A 14,632-nucleotide genomic window follows, 5' to 3' on the forward strand; every position below is an offset into this window, starting at 1 on the left:
GGCCGTCTGCACGCGCCCGGAGCGACCTTCCCCTACGAGGTGCGCGGCGTGCCGTCCCGTGCTGCACGACATCGGCTGAACGGGGCGGCCGCACCCGTTCTGTGCGCCCGGTCGACGGGCCTGATTCCGTGAAGGGAAGGAAAACATGGCCGAGCGCACCAGGCGGACCGTGCGCGACCTGCGGCGGGCCAACCGGGCGAGAGTACTGCAACGGACGTATTTCGACGGGCCGTTGAGCCGACAGGAGCTCGGACCCGCCACCGGGCTGAGTTCAGGATCCATCAGCAACGTCGTTGCGGAGCTTGCCGCGGAGGGGCTCCTGGAGGAGGCCGGCATCGTCGGCTCCGACGGCGGCCGTCCGCGCACGCTGCTGCGCGTGGCGCCCGGCGGGGGACTTCTCATCGGCATCGACATCGGCGAGACGCGGGTCCGCGTCGAGCTCTTCGACCTGTCGCTGACCGAACTCGCGCGCACGGAAAGGCTGCTGGCCCAGGACGGCTACGACGTCGAGCGCATCGTCGCCCATGTCGGCAGCGGCGTGGCGGACGTTCTGCGGGACGCGGGAGCGGATGCGGATGTCCCTGCGCGACGGCTGCTCGGCATCGGTATCGGGGTGCCTGGCATCGTCGAGCGGGGCAGCCGCGAGGGGGCCGTTGGCGGGGTGCGGCGCGCACCGGGCGATGTCGGCGCCGTCGTGCACGGCCAGACGATCGGCTGGCGCGATGTTCCCTTCGAACGGCTGCTGCGTGACGCGGTCGACGTACCGCCCGAAGTCCCGCTGTTCATCGACAACGGCGCGAAGACGCTGGGCCAGGCCGAGATGTGGTTCGGCGGCGGCCGCGGCGCGACCGCCGCGGCGATCGCCCTCATCGGGTCGGGTGTCAGCGCCTGCGTCAATCGCGGCGACATCCTCGACGAGGACCGCAGCAGCATGGCGCTGGAATGGGGCCACACGACGGTGCAGCTGCGCGGCCGCCGGTGCCGCTGCGGGTCCATCGGCTGCCTGGAGGCGTACGCGGGTGCGCAGGCCATGCGTGAACGCTGGCACGAGGCAGGCGGCCCGCTGCCCCGCGACGTCGACGACGAAACCGCGCTGGCAGCGCTCCTGGCCGCCGCGTACCCCGATGCCGACGGCCCGGAACCCGACCCGGTCGCGCTCTCCATTCTCGACGAGACCGCCGAATGCCTGGGTGCGGCCCTGGCCGACCTCGTCAACCTGTTCCTGCCCGAACGCGTTCTGCTGGGCGGCTGGGCGGGGTTGCTGATCGGACCACATCTGATTCCGGACATCCGCCGGCATGCGCAGGAGTACGCGCTCCGGCATCCGGCGGCCCGCACCACGATCGATCTGGGCCGACTGGGACCGGACGCGGTCAGTCTCGGCGCGGCGACGCTCCCGCTGGCCGACTTCCTGGCACGGGGCGGCAGCCGCCCTGCGGCGGGCACGCCACCGGACGTGCCCGGGGCCCGGCTCCTCACGGCAACCGACGTCGTACGCAACCGCCACCGCTCCCCGGCACCATGACGCCCGTACTGCGGTCCCTGATCCGCCGGTGACCGGTGGGTCTCGGCCACTGCCTTGTCATCACCCGTTGTCTGCCCCTAAGTTGACCGCTTGCGACGTGTCCTACTGCCAGTGGGGGAGCCAATTCATGGCCGCGAACGGACGACACCGCAGATACCAGCCGAGCCGCATCAACCGCGCCTCGCTCACGGTCACGGCGGGCGGCGCGGGCATCGCGCTCCCCTTCGTCACCGCCGCCTCGGCGGGCGCCGCATCGGCCGATGTCTGGGACAAGGTCGCCGCCTGCGAGTCCACAGGCAACTGGCACATCAACTCGGGTAACGGCTACTTCGGCGGGTTGCAGTTCACCCGGTCGACCTGGGCGGCCTACGGCGGCACGGTCCATGCCCCACGTGCTGATCTGGCCACCAGGGAGCAGCAGATAGCCGTCGCGGAAAAAGTGCTGGAGGCACAGGGCCCGGGTGCCTGGCCGACCTGCTCCGTAAGGACGGGCCTGACGCGGGGCGGCGATGCCCCCGACACCACGCCGCGGTCGGAACGGACCGGCGGTCCCGTCGATGCCTCGTCGGCAACGACCTCCACGCCCAGGAAGGCGAGCCCCAGGACGAAGAAGACCTCCGCGCCCGCCACCCCGACCACAGTGTCCGGCAAGCGCGAGTCGTACACCGTCGCGCGCGGCGACTCCCTCTCCGGGATCGCGGCGACCGAGCATGTGCAGGGCGGCTGGCAGCGCCTTTACACGGCGAACCGGAAGGTCGTCGGCGACGACCCTGATCTGATCTTCCCGGGCCAGCGGCTCACCCTGGATGTGGCCGACACCCCGAAGGCCGCGCCGAAGAGCGGAACCGGGCCGGCCGCGAAGCCGGGCCGGTCGGCCGAGCCCAAGCAGAAGGTCCGTCCGCACCGGCCCGCGAAACCGAGTCACCAGGCAACCACGCCGCACCAGGTCGCGAAGGCACAGCCGAAGAAGACCGAGCGGGCCGAGAAGCACTCCGGGCTCGTCGCGCCGGTGTCGGCGACCCGTGTCGGCACCGCGTACCACCAGTCCGGCTCCTGGGCGAGTGGCTATCACACGGGCGTCGACTTCCCCGTCCCCACCGGCACCTCGGTCAAGGCGGTGGCCCCCGGCACGGTCGTTTCGGCAGGCTGGGCGGGGGCGTACGGCTACCAGATCGTCATCCGGCACAGCGACGGCAAGTACAGCCAGTACGCCCACCTGTCCGCACTTCTGGTGCGCGAGGGTCAGCACGTCAGCGGCGGCCGGCGCATTGCGCGATCGGGTTCCACAGGCAATGTCACCGGACCGCACCTGCACTTCGAGATCCGTACGGGACCCGGCTACGGCTCCGACGTCGATCCGCTGTCCTACCTCAGAGCGGGCGGCGTCAACGTCTGAACGGTCCCACGCAGCTCCGTGGGATCGCCGGCCTCACCGTCCTCGCCGGACAACGCACCTCACCGTCCCGAGCCGGCGGGCGACCGCCGTGCGGGGCCGAAGTCGACGTGACCTACCCGTCGCCGCTCCAGCGGCACCGTGACAGTCAGCGGGAGCGGCGCAGGAAACGTTTCGGCGGCAGCGGCGGCGGGCGGGCCCGCCCCGACGGCCGTGGCCCTTGCGGGCTCCAGGGGAACGACCAGCGCGGGCTCGGACTCCGCAGCGCCCCCGGCGCCCTCCGCGGCAATCACCGGGAGATCGAGACCGACCGGGAGCACCCGCTGCCCCTCGCTCTGCTCCGCGCCCAGCCGCTCCGTCATCAGCATGATGAGCCCGCCCGCGGCAACCACACCGCAGGTGAGCGCCAGAAACGCGCCCGTCGTGCCGTGCTGGAACTGCTCGTCGAACAACGTGATGCCGACCGCCGAGGCGATCACCGGGTTGACCACGGTCACTGTTGCCAGCGGTGCGGTCAGGCCGGCGCCCCGGTACGCGGACTGCGACAGCAGCAGTCCGGCCGACGCCAGAGCGGCGATCACCAGAAGCGTGGGCAACTCCGCGCCCACCGACCCCGACGTCCACTGCATCGCCACCGTTTTCGTGAACACCGACGCGATACCGAAGGCGACACCGGCGGCCCCGGCGAGGACCACACTCCGTACCACCGGTGGCCGCATGCCCTTCGCGCTCAGCAGGAGCAGCGCCACCCCACCGAACGTCACGGTCGCGAGCATCAGCTGCTGCGGGCCGCCCAGGGTGTGCGACTCCTTGCTGCCGGTGAGGGCGAGCAGACCCGCCAGACCGACCGTCGCCATGATCGCGCCACGCCAGGCGGTCGCTCCGGCCCGGCGGCGTACGAAGAGGGCCGCCATCGGCAGGGCGAACACGATCGTCAGCGCACCGAGCGGCTGCACCAGGCTGAGCGGGCCGTACGCCAGCGCCACCACGTGCAACACCGCACCCACGCCGTTCGACGCCACCGCCACCCACCAGACGCGGTTGCGCAGAGGGGCGAACGAACGGCCGTCTCCGGCCGTGGCAACGCGCTCCTGGACGATCGCCCCGGCCGCATAGGCGACCGCGGAAATCAGTGACAACAGCACGGACAGTGCAAGGGAGCTCATGTACACCACGATGGCCCTTCAAAGCCGCCGAGTCGTCGTCCTTGAGACGGCGTTCCGACGTACTGCTTTGGTAGTAGGGGAGTGGTTTTTGTGTCCTCCTCCCGACGGTAGTCCTCCCCCTGCCGAGTCTCAGGACGATCATCCCGCACGGATACGGTGAATGGTGAGACGTGGCCCCCAGGGTGTCCGGTCGTCACCACGAGTGACCGGGGAAGCCGTGAAGGAGCAGTGCATGGAGCAGGCCGAGGCGGAGTCGGTGGGCGGATTCTTCGCTCTGCGGAGAACGCCGGTGCCCGGCGGTGCGCACCGCCCGCTGGCCCTCCTGTACGCGGGGGAGACGGCGCCGCTCACGGCCCGCATCGATACGGTCGCCGCGCGGCTCCGTACCCCTGAACGCAGGGTCGCCGCGTCCGTCGCACACCTGGGGCTGGCCGCCCGCCTCTGGTCGACCGCCCTGGGGCCGGCCGCCCTCTCGGGCCGCTTCCCGGACCTCTCCCCGGCCGCACTCCACTGGGAACCGCAGCACCCCGCGCCCGACGACCTGTGGCTCGACTCCGCGCACACGTTGCCGGGCACCGCGGACCGCATCCGCGAGTGCGTCCAGTACGGCCACCTCGTACCGCTCGCCGAAGCGATCCACCGGGACGGACACATCGCACCCCGGCTGCTCTGGGGCAACGCGGGCTCGGCCCTGGCCGGAGCGCTGCGCGAGCTGACCTCCTGGGCCCGCACCCACCACCGCCCCGACGCAGCGCACCGGGCCCGCGCCCTGGCCGCCGAACTCTTCGACCACCCGGACCTGCGGACCACCGGGACTCCGCACACCCCGGCGTTCCGCCGGAACAGCTGCTGCCTCTACTACCGGTGCCCGGGCGGCGGCCTCTGCGGGGACTGCGTCTTCGACCGCCGGCCGGGCGGTTCCGCTCAGTCGCTCGCACCATGACCGCCCTCGGCCGTCGGCGAGATGCCGCTCGGCGGAGTCGGCCGCGGCGCTGACAGGAGCGGGCCGGACCGCGCGGGCCTCGTCGTCCATCGGGCCGGCCTGATGGACGACGAGGCCGGGCGACCGGGGGACGGCAGCCTGAGATGCGGCGCGGCCGTCTTGTCGGCCGGTCCGCTGTGAGCGTTCCGAGGCTCCTGGCCGGCCCCTCTCCTTCGGGTTGTCATGCACCTGGACAGTCGAACGGGTGCCGTGCTGTCATGCCAACTGTCGTTCCTTCCAACGTTGTACATCCTGTTGCAACGAGCCGCCACCCTTCCTCACCAAGGAGGATCCGTGCGCATCAGAAAGAAAGTTGTCCTGCTTCTCGCCGCCGCTCTCGCCGCCGCCGGCCTGTCCGCCGTGCCTGCCGCGTCCGCGGCCTCGGACCCCGGCAGTCCCGTCGGCGTGCATGGTCTGAAGGGCGAGTACTACACTCAGTCCGCCCCCGGTGCCTTCGACTTCGGTCAGCTCAAGGCCACCGGATTCGACCCGGACATCGACTTCCTCACCCTCGAATCGCGCCTGAGCTCGGCCACCGGGCAGGCCGACAACGTCAGCGTCCGGTGGACCGGGAAGATCGTGCCGGAGAAGACCGGTGCCCATGTCTTCTCGATGATCGGGGACAACGGATTCCGTCTCTGGATCGACGGGAAGCCCGTCATCGACCACTGGGTCGACGACTGGGAGAAGGAACAGACCTCGCAACCGGTCGAGCTGACCGCAGGTCAGGCGTACGACCTCAAGATCGAGTTCTTCGAGCACCAGGGCGGCTCCAACCTGCATCTGAAGTGGACCGACCCCGGTGGCACCAAGGAGCCGGTACCGCAGTCCGCCTTCCGGCTGCCCGACGACTTCGCGTACGACGGGGCCATCGCCGCCACGGTCCTCGCGGACGGCCGCACCCTCAAGCTGGACGTCGCGCAGAAGCTTGCGCCTCTGCCCGCTCAGCTCGCCAACCACACCGTCAATCCGTCCGCCGCCGCCCGCGCCGAGTACGAGCACGAGATGAAGGAGATGATCGACGAACACTCCAGCCATCCGTCGGTCGTCATGTGGGTCACGTTCAACGAGGGCTGGGGCCAGTACGACCAGGCGCGCATCGCCGACCAGGCCAAGTCCTGGGACCCGACCCGGCTCGTCAACAACATGAGCGGCCTCAACTGCTGCGGTGCGGTGGACGGCGGCAATGGTGACATCGCCGACGCGCACGGCTACCCGAGCCCGGCGCTTGCGCAGCCCGACGGCAAACGTGCCCTGGTCAGCGGTGAGTACGGCGGGCTCGGCCTGGCCGTGCCGGGGCATGCCTGGGCCGTGCAGCAGTCGTACATCGCGGTCGACCCGGCCACGTACACCGACGACTATCTGGCCAGACTCGACGAGGTGCGGAAGCTCGCCTGCAAGGGCAGCAGCGGCGCCGTCTACACCCAGATCTCGGACGTGGAGGGCGAGTTGAACGGACTGCTCACCTACGACCGGCGGATCGTCAAACCCGACATGAAGCGGATCAAGGCGGCCCAGGACGCGCTCGTCCGCGACGCGTCCAACCCGGTCGTGGCGGGATGCCCCACCGCCTGACCTGTGACAGTTCTCCGGTCCGCCCCTGCCCGGGGCGGGCCGGACGTTCGCGTCCGCACCCTTGACGCGGATCACCGGGGAACCAAGAATGATCGCGCTCTGACAACGTTGTCCAAGGAGGAGTGCCCCATGCACGGGATCCCACGGATGCACCGGACCCCACGGCCGAGACTCCGAGGCCCGGCGGCCGTACTCGCCGCCGTCGCGCTCCTCGGCGGTGTCCTCACCACCGGGGCCACGGCCCAGGCCGCACCCCGTCCAGCAGGGCAACTGACCGATCTGGTCGATCCGTTCATAGGCACCCAGAACGAGGGCAACACCTACCCGGGCGCATCCGTGCCGTTCGGCATGGTGCAACTCTCCCCGGACACCGGCCACAACACCGGTTACGACTACGCCGAGAACCACATACGCGGCTTCTCCGCCGTCCATCTCTCCGGCGTCGGCTGCGGACTCGGCGGCGACCTGCCGACGCTGCCCACCACCGGGACATCACGCAGACCGACTACGCCAAGTACGCAGCGGAGTTCAGCCACGACGACGAGAAGGCAAGCCCCGGCTACTACAAGGTCGGGCTGAAGACCGGGATCGGCGCCGAGCTCACCGCGACCAGGCGCACCGGCGTGCAGCGCTACACCTTCCCGGCCACCGACAAGGCCAACGTCCTACTCAACGCGGGCCAGTCGCTGCACCGGATGCTGTCCTCGAGGGTGGAGATCCTGGACAACCGGACCGTCCGGACCGCGATCACCGGCAGCGGCTTCTGCCAGGACACCAAGCCCTACACCGTCTACACGATCACCCGCTTCGACCGGCCGTTCACCACCTTCGGCACCTGGAGCGGCGACACCGTCACCGAAGGTTCGAAGGTCTCCTCGGCGGCCGGCGAGCGCAACGGCGCCTGGCTGCGCTTCGACACCGGCAACGATCGCACCGTCGAGGCCACCACGGCCCTGAGTCACGTCGACGCCAAGGGCGCCGCACTCAACCTCCGCGCCGAGGGCGGCCGCACCTTCGACCGCGTCGAGCGCGCCGCCCAGCAGTCCTGGGAGAACCGGTTCGACGACGTGAAGGCGCAGGGCGGCAGCGGCGAGCTGCGCCGCACCTTCTACTCCTCGCTCTACCGTTCCTTCCTCGCCCCGAACGTCGGCAGCGACGTCGACGGCCGCTACACGGGCTGGGACCAGAAGACCCACCGCGCTGTTGCTGCGGACGGGGATTTCACCTACTACCAGAACTGGTCGCTCTGGGACACCTACCGCACCCAGGCCCAGCTCCTCTCGCTGCTTGCCCCGCGCGAGTCCCGTGACATGGCGATCTCGGTCCTGCGGATCGACGCCGAGAGCGGCTGGCTGCCCAAGTGGGGCTACGGCACGGTCGAGACGAACATCATGACCGGCGACCCCGTCACCCCGTTCCTCACCAATGCCTACCAGCAGGGGCTGCTGAAGGGACACGAGGAGGAGGCGTACCGCGCTCTGAAGAAGAACGCCGACGGCGTCCCGCCCACCGACTCCGCGCCCGTCGGCCGCGAAGCCGACGTGCAGTATCTGAAGGACGGGTTCGCCCCGTACATCGGGAACCGTCCGCACGCCAAGCCCGGTGACTCCGACTTCGACCACGGTGCCTCCGCCACCCTGGAGTACGCCCTCTCCGACGCGATGCTGGGCGAGATGGCCCGCGACCTCGGCCACGACGCCGACGCGAAGCGGTACGAGGACCGCGCCCAGAACTACCGGAAGATCTTCGATTCCTCGACCGGCTTCTTCCGCGCCCGCGACGCCTCCGGAGCCTTCACCGGCCCCGCCGACCCGGCGCAGAGCGAGGGCTTCCACGAGGGCACGTCCTGGCAGTACCAGTGGCTCGTGCCGCAGGACCTGCCCGGCATGGTCGGCCTTATCGGCGGGAAGGACGCCGCCAATCAGCGGCTCGACTCCTTCTTCGCGTACGACAAGCTGCTCGCCGATCCCGCGAAGACCGCCCGTGAGGTCTGGGTCAACGGCCCGTACGCGTACTACAACGCCGACAAGTACAACCCGCAGAACGAGCCCGACCTCATCGCCCCGTACACCTATCTGTCCACCGGGCAGCCGTGGAAGACCACCGACGTGGTGCACGCGGCGCTGACCCTCTTCACCGACGCCCCGACGGGCATGACGGGCAACGACGACCTCGGCACGATGTCCGCCTGGATGGTGCTCTCCTCCATCGGTGTCTTCCCGATCCAGCCCGGCACCGACACCTGGGGTCTGTCCACGCCGGCCTTCGCGCGTGTGGATCTCACGCTCGACCGCCGCTACTACCCGCGCGGCTCGTTCACGGTGAGCGCGCCCGGAGCGTCGGACACCAACCGCTACATCCAGTCGGCGACCATCGACGGCGCGGCGCAGTCGCGCACGTACCTCACCACGGAGGACATCCGCTCGGCGCGGTCGCTCGCCCTCACCGTGGGCAGCGCGCCCTCGGCATGGGGCGCCTCGCCCGCGGACGCTCCGCCCGCTCTGGGCTGACCGGCATGGTCGTGGGGCGGGCGGCGTCCCGCCCGCCCCACAGCTCAGCTGCTGAGCTCGAACTCGGCCCGGATCCGCTTGCCCACCGGCACCCGCTCGGCGGTCAGCCGGTCGCACAGCGCGATGACGATCTCCATGCCGTGACCGCCGGGGCGGGCCGGGTCGGGGGAGCAGAACAGCGGAAGTGCCGAGCTGCTGTCGTACACCGTGACGCTGACCCGCTCGGCGGTGCCCTCCAGCTCCAGCAGATACGGGCCCTGGCTGTACCGGTCCGCATTGGTGACCAGCTCGCTGACCGCGAGCATCAGATCGCCCCGGGTGCGCTCGCCGAACCCCGTCCGCGACTGGGCCGCGAGCCGCGCCAGAAACTCGTCGGCGAGGGCCCGGGCCTGCGCGATGCAGCCGGGCTCGCCGTCGAAGGCCGCGGCGCTGTGGAGCACCTCCGTGGGCCGGTGCCCGTACGGGCGGCCGGCCGGCCGCAGGGTGACCTGATCGTTCATGTGCTCCAGCCAGGGCGACGCAGGGACGGTCGGTGACCATGTCTCGCCGTGCGCCTACCCACGGCGAACGGTCCCACTCCAGGCAGAAGTGGACGACCCGGTTCAGCTGACGACGCACATACCGGTACGCAGCCGTTTCACGATCCGGGAGAGCAGCCGGGACACATGCATCTGGGAGACCCCCAGCTCCGCCCCGATCTGCGACTGCGTCATCTCGGCACCGAAGCGCATCTGCACGATCCGTCGTTCGCGCGCGTCGAGCTCGGCCAGGAGCGGCGCCAGCGCATGCAGATTCTCGACGCTCTCCATGCCCGGATCGGGTGCACCCAGCACATCGGCGAATGTGCGCCGGTCCTTGCCGTGGTCGCTGTCGACCGCGTGGGTGTCGAGGGATCCCGCCGCGTAGCCGTTGGCGGCGACCAGGCCTTCGATGATCTCGTCCTCGGACAGCTCCAGATCCGCGGCGAGCTCACTCACCGTGGGATCCCGGTCCAGCTCCAGTGCGAGCCGCTCCTTGGCCTTCGCCAGATCGACACGGAGCTCCTGCAGCCGCCGCGGCACATGGACGGCCCACGTCGTGTCACGGAAGAACCGCTTGATCTCGCCGACGATGTACGGCACGGCGAAGGTGGCGAACTCGACGTCCCGGGACAGGTCGAACCGGTCGATCGCCTTGATCAGACCGATCGTGCCGACCTGCACGATGTCCTCGGCGTCGTCACCGGCCCGGTTGCGGAAGCGGGACGCGGCGAAGTGCACCAGTGAGATGTTCATCTCGATCAGGGTGTTGCGGGCGTACGCGTACGCGTGCGTCCCTTCCTCCAGATCCCGGAGACGGTCGAAGAACAGCTTCGACAGTGCGCGGGCATCGCTCGGTGCGACGCTGCCGGCGTCCTCGACCAGTGGCAGCCCACTGGTCTGCTCGATCCGTTGTGCCGGTACGCCCACCATTTCGGTCGTCCGTGCGGACCTGGCTGCCATGACGTCGTCCTCCCCTGCACCCGACTGCTGTCGACGCGCTCCTGCCCGGTCGTTGCGAAGTCATGCCTTTCTCACCTCGCACGCACCGCTTCACGCGAACGGAGCAGCACCCGCCGCATGGCAGACTTGATCGGGGCGCTCTGCCCGTGACCAGCGACCCCATGACACATGACAGAGGAACGGCAATGACGGTGACAGAGGACAGCCAGGAGTTCGCTCCCGGTATCGAGGAGTTCGGTCCCGGTATCGACCCGGAGCGGCTGGCCGTCTGCCTGAGCGTGCTCGACGAACTGGACGCCATCGAGGTCGACCACCCGGACGCCATTGCCGTGCGCCGCGCCACTGCCGGTATCTACCGGACCGTGAAGCAGCGCCGCCGCCAGGAGCGCCGGGCCGCCAAGACCGCGCACGACAAGGCCGTCACCGAAGCCACCGCCACCGGCTCGGCCGAACGCATCGACGACGAGACCCAGGGCGTCCTGCCGTCCTCCTCGGCCGGTGCCGAGCTCGCCGGGATACTCCAGCGGCCCCGGTCCTGCTACATCTGCAAGACCCGGTACGTCGAGGTCGACGCGTTCTACCACCAGCTCTGCCCGCAGTGTGCCAAGGAGAACCGGTCCCGCCGCGACGCACGCACCGACCTCACCGGGCGCCGGGCGCTGCTCACCGGCGGTCGCGCCAAGATCGGCATGTACATTGCGCTGCGGCTGCTGCGCGACGGCGCGCACACCACGATCACCACCCGCTTCCCCAACGACGCGATCCGCCGCTTCAAGGCGATGCCGGACAGCGCCGAGTGGATCCACCGGCTGAAGATCGTCGGCATCGACCTGCGCGACCCCGCCCAGGTCGTCGCCCTCGCCGACTCGGTCGCCGCCGAGGGACCGCTGGACATCCTGATCAACAACGCTGCGCAGACGGTGCGCCGCTCCCCGCAGGCGTACAGCGAACTGGTGAGTGCCGAATCCGCCCCGCTGCCTGCGGGCGAGCTCCCCGCCGCCGAGGTCATCGGCACCTTCGGCAGCGGTTCGGTCGACCGTGTCGCGGCCCTGCCCGCCGCCCGCAAGGAGGGCCTGACCGCGCAGGACGTCACCGAGCTCGCCCTGGTCACCGGCTCCGCGTCCCTGGAACGGATCGCTGCCGGCACCGCGATCGACGCGGGCGGTCTCGTACCCGACCTGCATCACACCAACAGCTGGATCCAGACGGTCGAAGAGGTCGAGCCGATCGAGCTGCTCGAGGTCCAGCTCTGCAACTCCACCGCGCCGTTCATCCTGATCAGCCGGCTCCGCCCGGCGATGGCCGCGACGGCCGCCAAGCGCGCCTATGTGGTCAACGTCTCGGCGATGGAGGGCGTGTTCGGCCGGGGTTACAAGGGCGCGGGCCACCCGCACACCAACATGGCCAAGGCCGCGCTGAACATGCTCACCCGCACCAGCGCCCAGGAGATGTTCGAGAAGGACGGCATCATGATGACCGCCGTCGACACCGGCTGGATCACCGACGAGCGTCCGCACCCCGACAAGATCCGCCTGGCCGAGGAAGGCTTCCACGCCCCGCTCGACCTGGTCGACGGCGCCGCCCGGGTCTACGACCCGATCGTGCGAGGCGAAGAGGGCGAAGATCTGTTCGGTTGCTTCCTCAAGGACTACGCGCCCGCAGGCTGGTAGATCACCCGGTTGTCCGAAAGTGACCCACCGCACGCATTCCATCGAGCGCGGACGCGCTCATTTGGTTAGTCTGATGTGTACGGACGCCACCAAGGGATCCACGAAACCTCCTCGGCCGTCCTGGGACAGGTCTGTAACCAGGCCGCCGTCCCCGACCCACACCCGGCGCCACCGCGACCGAACTGTTCCTGCCCCTGCCCCTTATGGGCAGTCGATTTCCGGTTACTGGCCGGAGGCTCGGCGCCGCCCGGGGTGACGTGACACAAAGGAGTGCGCGGTGACACCAGAACTGACGAAGCACGAGAAGCGACCGGCGGAGCGGCACGGAGAGCGGGCCAAGCGGCCCGAAAAGCTCCGGAACATCGAAGTCTGGGCCAGGTCCGCACCGATCCGGCTGGCCGGCTACGAGGATGATCTCGCCGAGCCGCACATCCTGCCGGGCATCGACTGATCCTCCGGCCCGACCCGCGCGGCCCGATCACTCGCCACGGTCCGTCAGCTCAGAAGCCCCGGCCCTCCGCCACCATGGAGAGCCGGGGCTTCTGCGTGTGGGCAGTTCGGCAGTGCCGGCGGACCGCACTCGTCCTGACCGCAGGTCCATCCAGTCATCCGATGGTTATGGGGAAGAAGTTTCGTTCTGTCTGGAAAATGTCATTGACATGTCCTCGCCATGCTCCAATCATCGGACGTCATGACCGAACTTCCCAGACGCCATGTACTCGGAATGACGGCAGGGGCGGCATTCGGCGCCGCCCTGCTCACCCCCGCCACCGCCGATGCGGCCCCGCGTACCGGAGCCGTACTCCGGCGCACAGAGCGTCGAGGCCACCGTCGTCAACGCGGGCACCGTCGCCGTCCTCGCCGCCGATGGTGTCAGTGTCTCCGTGGACGTCCCCGGAGCCCGTACCGTCCAACCCGCCCGCATCACCCGGCTCGCCCCCGGCGACCAGGTCTGCGTCCGGATCGGCATCCGCAGCAGGCCGGGCACCGCACCCGGCACCGCCCAGGACGGCAACGTTGTCGCGCGCGGCCGTGGACAGCAGGCGGCGACCGTCCGCCGCTCGCTCACCCTCGGCGTCCCCGACTACCAGCCCACCGACACTTCCCTCTCCAGCCACCAGGCGCCGTACTGGTTCCAGGAGGCGAAATTCGGCATCTTCATCCACTGGGGCGTCTACTCGGTGCCTGCCTGGGCGCCGGTCGGCACGCAGTACGCCGAGTGGTACTGGAACCAGATGCAGGACCCCAACAACCCGACGTACGCCCACCACCGCGACACGTACGGCGAGTCCTTCAACTACGACGACTTCATCCCACAGTTCCGCGCCGAGCGTTTCGACCCCCGGTCCTGGGTGGAGCTCTTCCGGGACGCGGGAGCGCGGTACCACGTCCTCACGTCCAAGCATCACGAGGGCTTCGCGCTCTGGGACACCAAGCTCTCCGACCGCAACGCGGTGAAGATGGGGCCGCGGCGCGACCTGATCAAGGAGCTCTTCGACGCCTCGCGCCGCTACACCCCGGAACTGCACCGAGGGCTGTACTTCTCGATGCCCGAGTGGTTCAACCCCGACCACCCTTGGATGGGCCACGCCCCGCGCAACCCGTACACCCTGGAGCCCGTCCCGTACGCCGGATACACGGCGGGCAAGGACTACGTCACCGAGTTCCAGGGTCCGCAGATGCTGGAGCTGGTCCACGGGTACGACCCCGAGATCCTCTGGTGCGACATCGGCGGCGACAACGACAGTCACCGGGTGCTGTCCGAGTACTTCAACCACGCCAAGAACCGGGCCCGGCCCATCGATGTCACCGTCAACAACCGCTCCGGGATCGGGTCGCACGACTTCACGACGCCCGAGTACACGACGTACGACCAGATCGTCACGGCGAAATGGGAGTCCAGCCGGGGCCTCGACCCGTTCTCGTACGGCTACAACGCCCTGACACCCGACGAGAAGTACATGACGACCGAGGAGGTCGTGCACTCGCTCGTCGACATCGTCTCCAAGAACGGCAATTTCCTGCTCGACATCGGGCCGAAGGCCGACGGCACGATCCCCAAGATCATGCAGCGCCGGCTGCGGGAGACGGGGGAGTGGCTCAAGACCAACGGTGAAGCCATCCACGGGACCACGTACTGGTCACGGATGCCGCAGCTCGGCGAGGACCTGCGGTTCACCGTCCGGCCGGACAAGGCCTTCTACATCCACTCCCTGGCGCAGCCCGGCGCCACCCTCACCGTCGAGGCCCCGGTGCCGATCCGCAGCGGTGACCGGGTCACCCTGCTCGGGTACGACCGGCCGCTCCACTGGCGCACCACGGGCGGCTCG

Annotated in this window: 11 protein-coding genes and 2 pseudogenes; 8 read left to right on the plus strand and 5 right to left on the minus strand. The window is 69.7% G+C overall.

Annotation, left to right across the window (positions count from 1 at the left end):
* The first annotated feature begins 145 nt into the window (after positions 1-145).
* Together ABZV38_RS26425 and ABZV38_RS26430 are read left to right on the plus strand one after the other, a co-directional pair.
* Positions 146-1,525 carry an ROK family transcriptional regulator gene (locus ABZV38_RS26425; RefSeq protein ID WP_356330877.1) on the plus strand — a complete coding sequence of 460 codons (1,380 nt, stop codon included), beginning with the start codon at positions 146-148 and terminating at the stop codon, positions 1,523-1,525.
* Positions 1,526-1,652: 127 nt separating this feature from the next.
* On the plus strand, positions 1,653-2,921 hold the full coding sequence (locus ABZV38_RS26430) for a transglycosylase family protein (RefSeq protein ID WP_356330879.1): 1,269 nt from the start codon (positions 1,653-1,655) through the stop codon (positions 2,919-2,921).
* A gap of 59 nt (positions 2,922-2,980) precedes the next feature.
* On the opposite strand, the gene ABZV38_RS26435 is transcribed toward ABZV38_RS26430, so the two are convergent.
* The gene (locus ABZV38_RS26435) at positions 2,981-4,084 is read right to left on the minus strand and encodes a DMT family transporter (RefSeq protein ID WP_356330880.1); all 1,104 of its coding nucleotides are present in this window, start codon (positions 4,082-4,084) and stop codon (positions 2,981-2,983) included.
* 232 nt (positions 4,085-4,316) lie between these two features.
* On the opposite strand from ABZV38_RS26435, the gene ABZV38_RS26440 reads away from it, so the two are divergent.
* The 3 genes and pseudogenes from ABZV38_RS26440 (at position 4,317) to ABZV38_RS26450 (ending at position 9,151) form a co-directional block, all read left to right on the plus strand.
* Complete coding sequence (locus ABZV38_RS26440; protein ID WP_356330882.1) at positions 4,317-5,027, plus strand: (2Fe-2S)-binding protein; 711 nt, start codon at positions 4,317-4,319, stop codon at positions 5,025-5,027.
* 333 nt (positions 5,028-5,360) lie between these two features.
* Entirely contained in the window at positions 5,361-6,641 is a 1,281-nt protein-coding gene (locus tag ABZV38_RS26445) for a PA14 domain-containing protein (RefSeq protein WP_356330884.1), read from the plus strand.
* A 147-nt stretch (positions 6,642-6,788) separates the two neighbouring features.
* Positions 6,789-9,151: pseudogene (locus ABZV38_RS26450) on the plus strand (GH92 family glycosyl hydrolase).
* A gap of 44 nt (positions 9,152-9,195) precedes the next feature.
* On the opposite strand, the gene ABZV38_RS26455 reads toward ABZV38_RS26450, so the two are convergent.
* Both ABZV38_RS26455 and ABZV38_RS26460 read right to left on the minus strand, forming a co-directional pair.
* Positions 9,196-9,651, minus strand: a complete 456-nt coding sequence (locus tag ABZV38_RS26455; protein ID WP_356330886.1) for an ATP-binding protein — start codon at positions 9,649-9,651, stop codon at positions 9,196-9,198.
* 102 nt (positions 9,652-9,753) lie between these two features.
* Positions 9,754-10,632: an RNA polymerase sigma factor SigF gene (locus ABZV38_RS26460; protein ID WP_356330888.1), complete on the minus strand. Its 879-nt coding sequence runs from the start codon at positions 10,630-10,632 to the stop codon at positions 9,754-9,756.
* Positions 10,633-10,817: 185 nt separating this feature from the next.
* Between ABZV38_RS26460 and ABZV38_RS26465 the strand changes: the two genes are divergently transcribed.
* Both ABZV38_RS26465 and ABZV38_RS26470 read left to right on the plus strand, forming a co-directional pair.
* Complete coding sequence (locus ABZV38_RS26465; protein ID WP_356330890.1) at positions 10,818-12,302, plus strand: SDR family NAD(P)-dependent oxidoreductase; 1,485 nt, start codon at positions 10,818-10,820, stop codon at positions 12,300-12,302.
* Positions 12,303-12,579: 277 nt separating this feature from the next.
* Positions 12,580-12,753, plus strand: coding sequence for a hypothetical protein (locus ABZV38_RS26470; RefSeq protein WP_356330892.1), 174 nt, complete (start codon positions 12,580-12,582; stop codon positions 12,751-12,753).
* A 307-nt stretch (positions 12,754-13,060) separates the two neighbouring features.
* Here ABZV38_RS26470 and ABZV38_RS26475 read toward each other — a convergent pair whose 3' ends face one another.
* Entirely contained in the window at positions 13,061-13,420 is a 360-nt protein-coding gene (locus ABZV38_RS26475; RefSeq protein WP_356330894.1) for a hypothetical protein, read from the minus strand.
* 24 nt (positions 13,421-13,444) lie between these two features.
* Here ABZV38_RS26475 and ABZV38_RS26480 point away from each other — a divergent pair.
* Positions 13,445-14,359, plus strand: a pseudogene (locus tag ABZV38_RS26480) (alpha-L-fucosidase); the annotation flags it as partial.
* A gap of 84 nt (positions 14,360-14,443) precedes the next feature.
* On the opposite strand, the gene ABZV38_RS26485 reads toward ABZV38_RS26480, so the two are convergent.
* The gene (locus ABZV38_RS26485) at positions 14,444-14,611 is read right to left on the minus strand and encodes a hypothetical protein (protein WP_356330896.1); all 168 of its coding nucleotides are present in this window, start codon (positions 14,609-14,611) and stop codon (positions 14,444-14,446) included.
* Between the last annotated feature and the right edge of the window lie 21 nt (positions 14,612-14,632).

Origin of the sequence: Streptomyces sp. NPDC005181 (assembly GCF_040608395.1) — a bacterium.
Classification (GTDB): domain Bacteria; phylum Actinomycetota; class Actinomycetes; order Streptomycetales; family Streptomycetaceae; genus Streptomyces.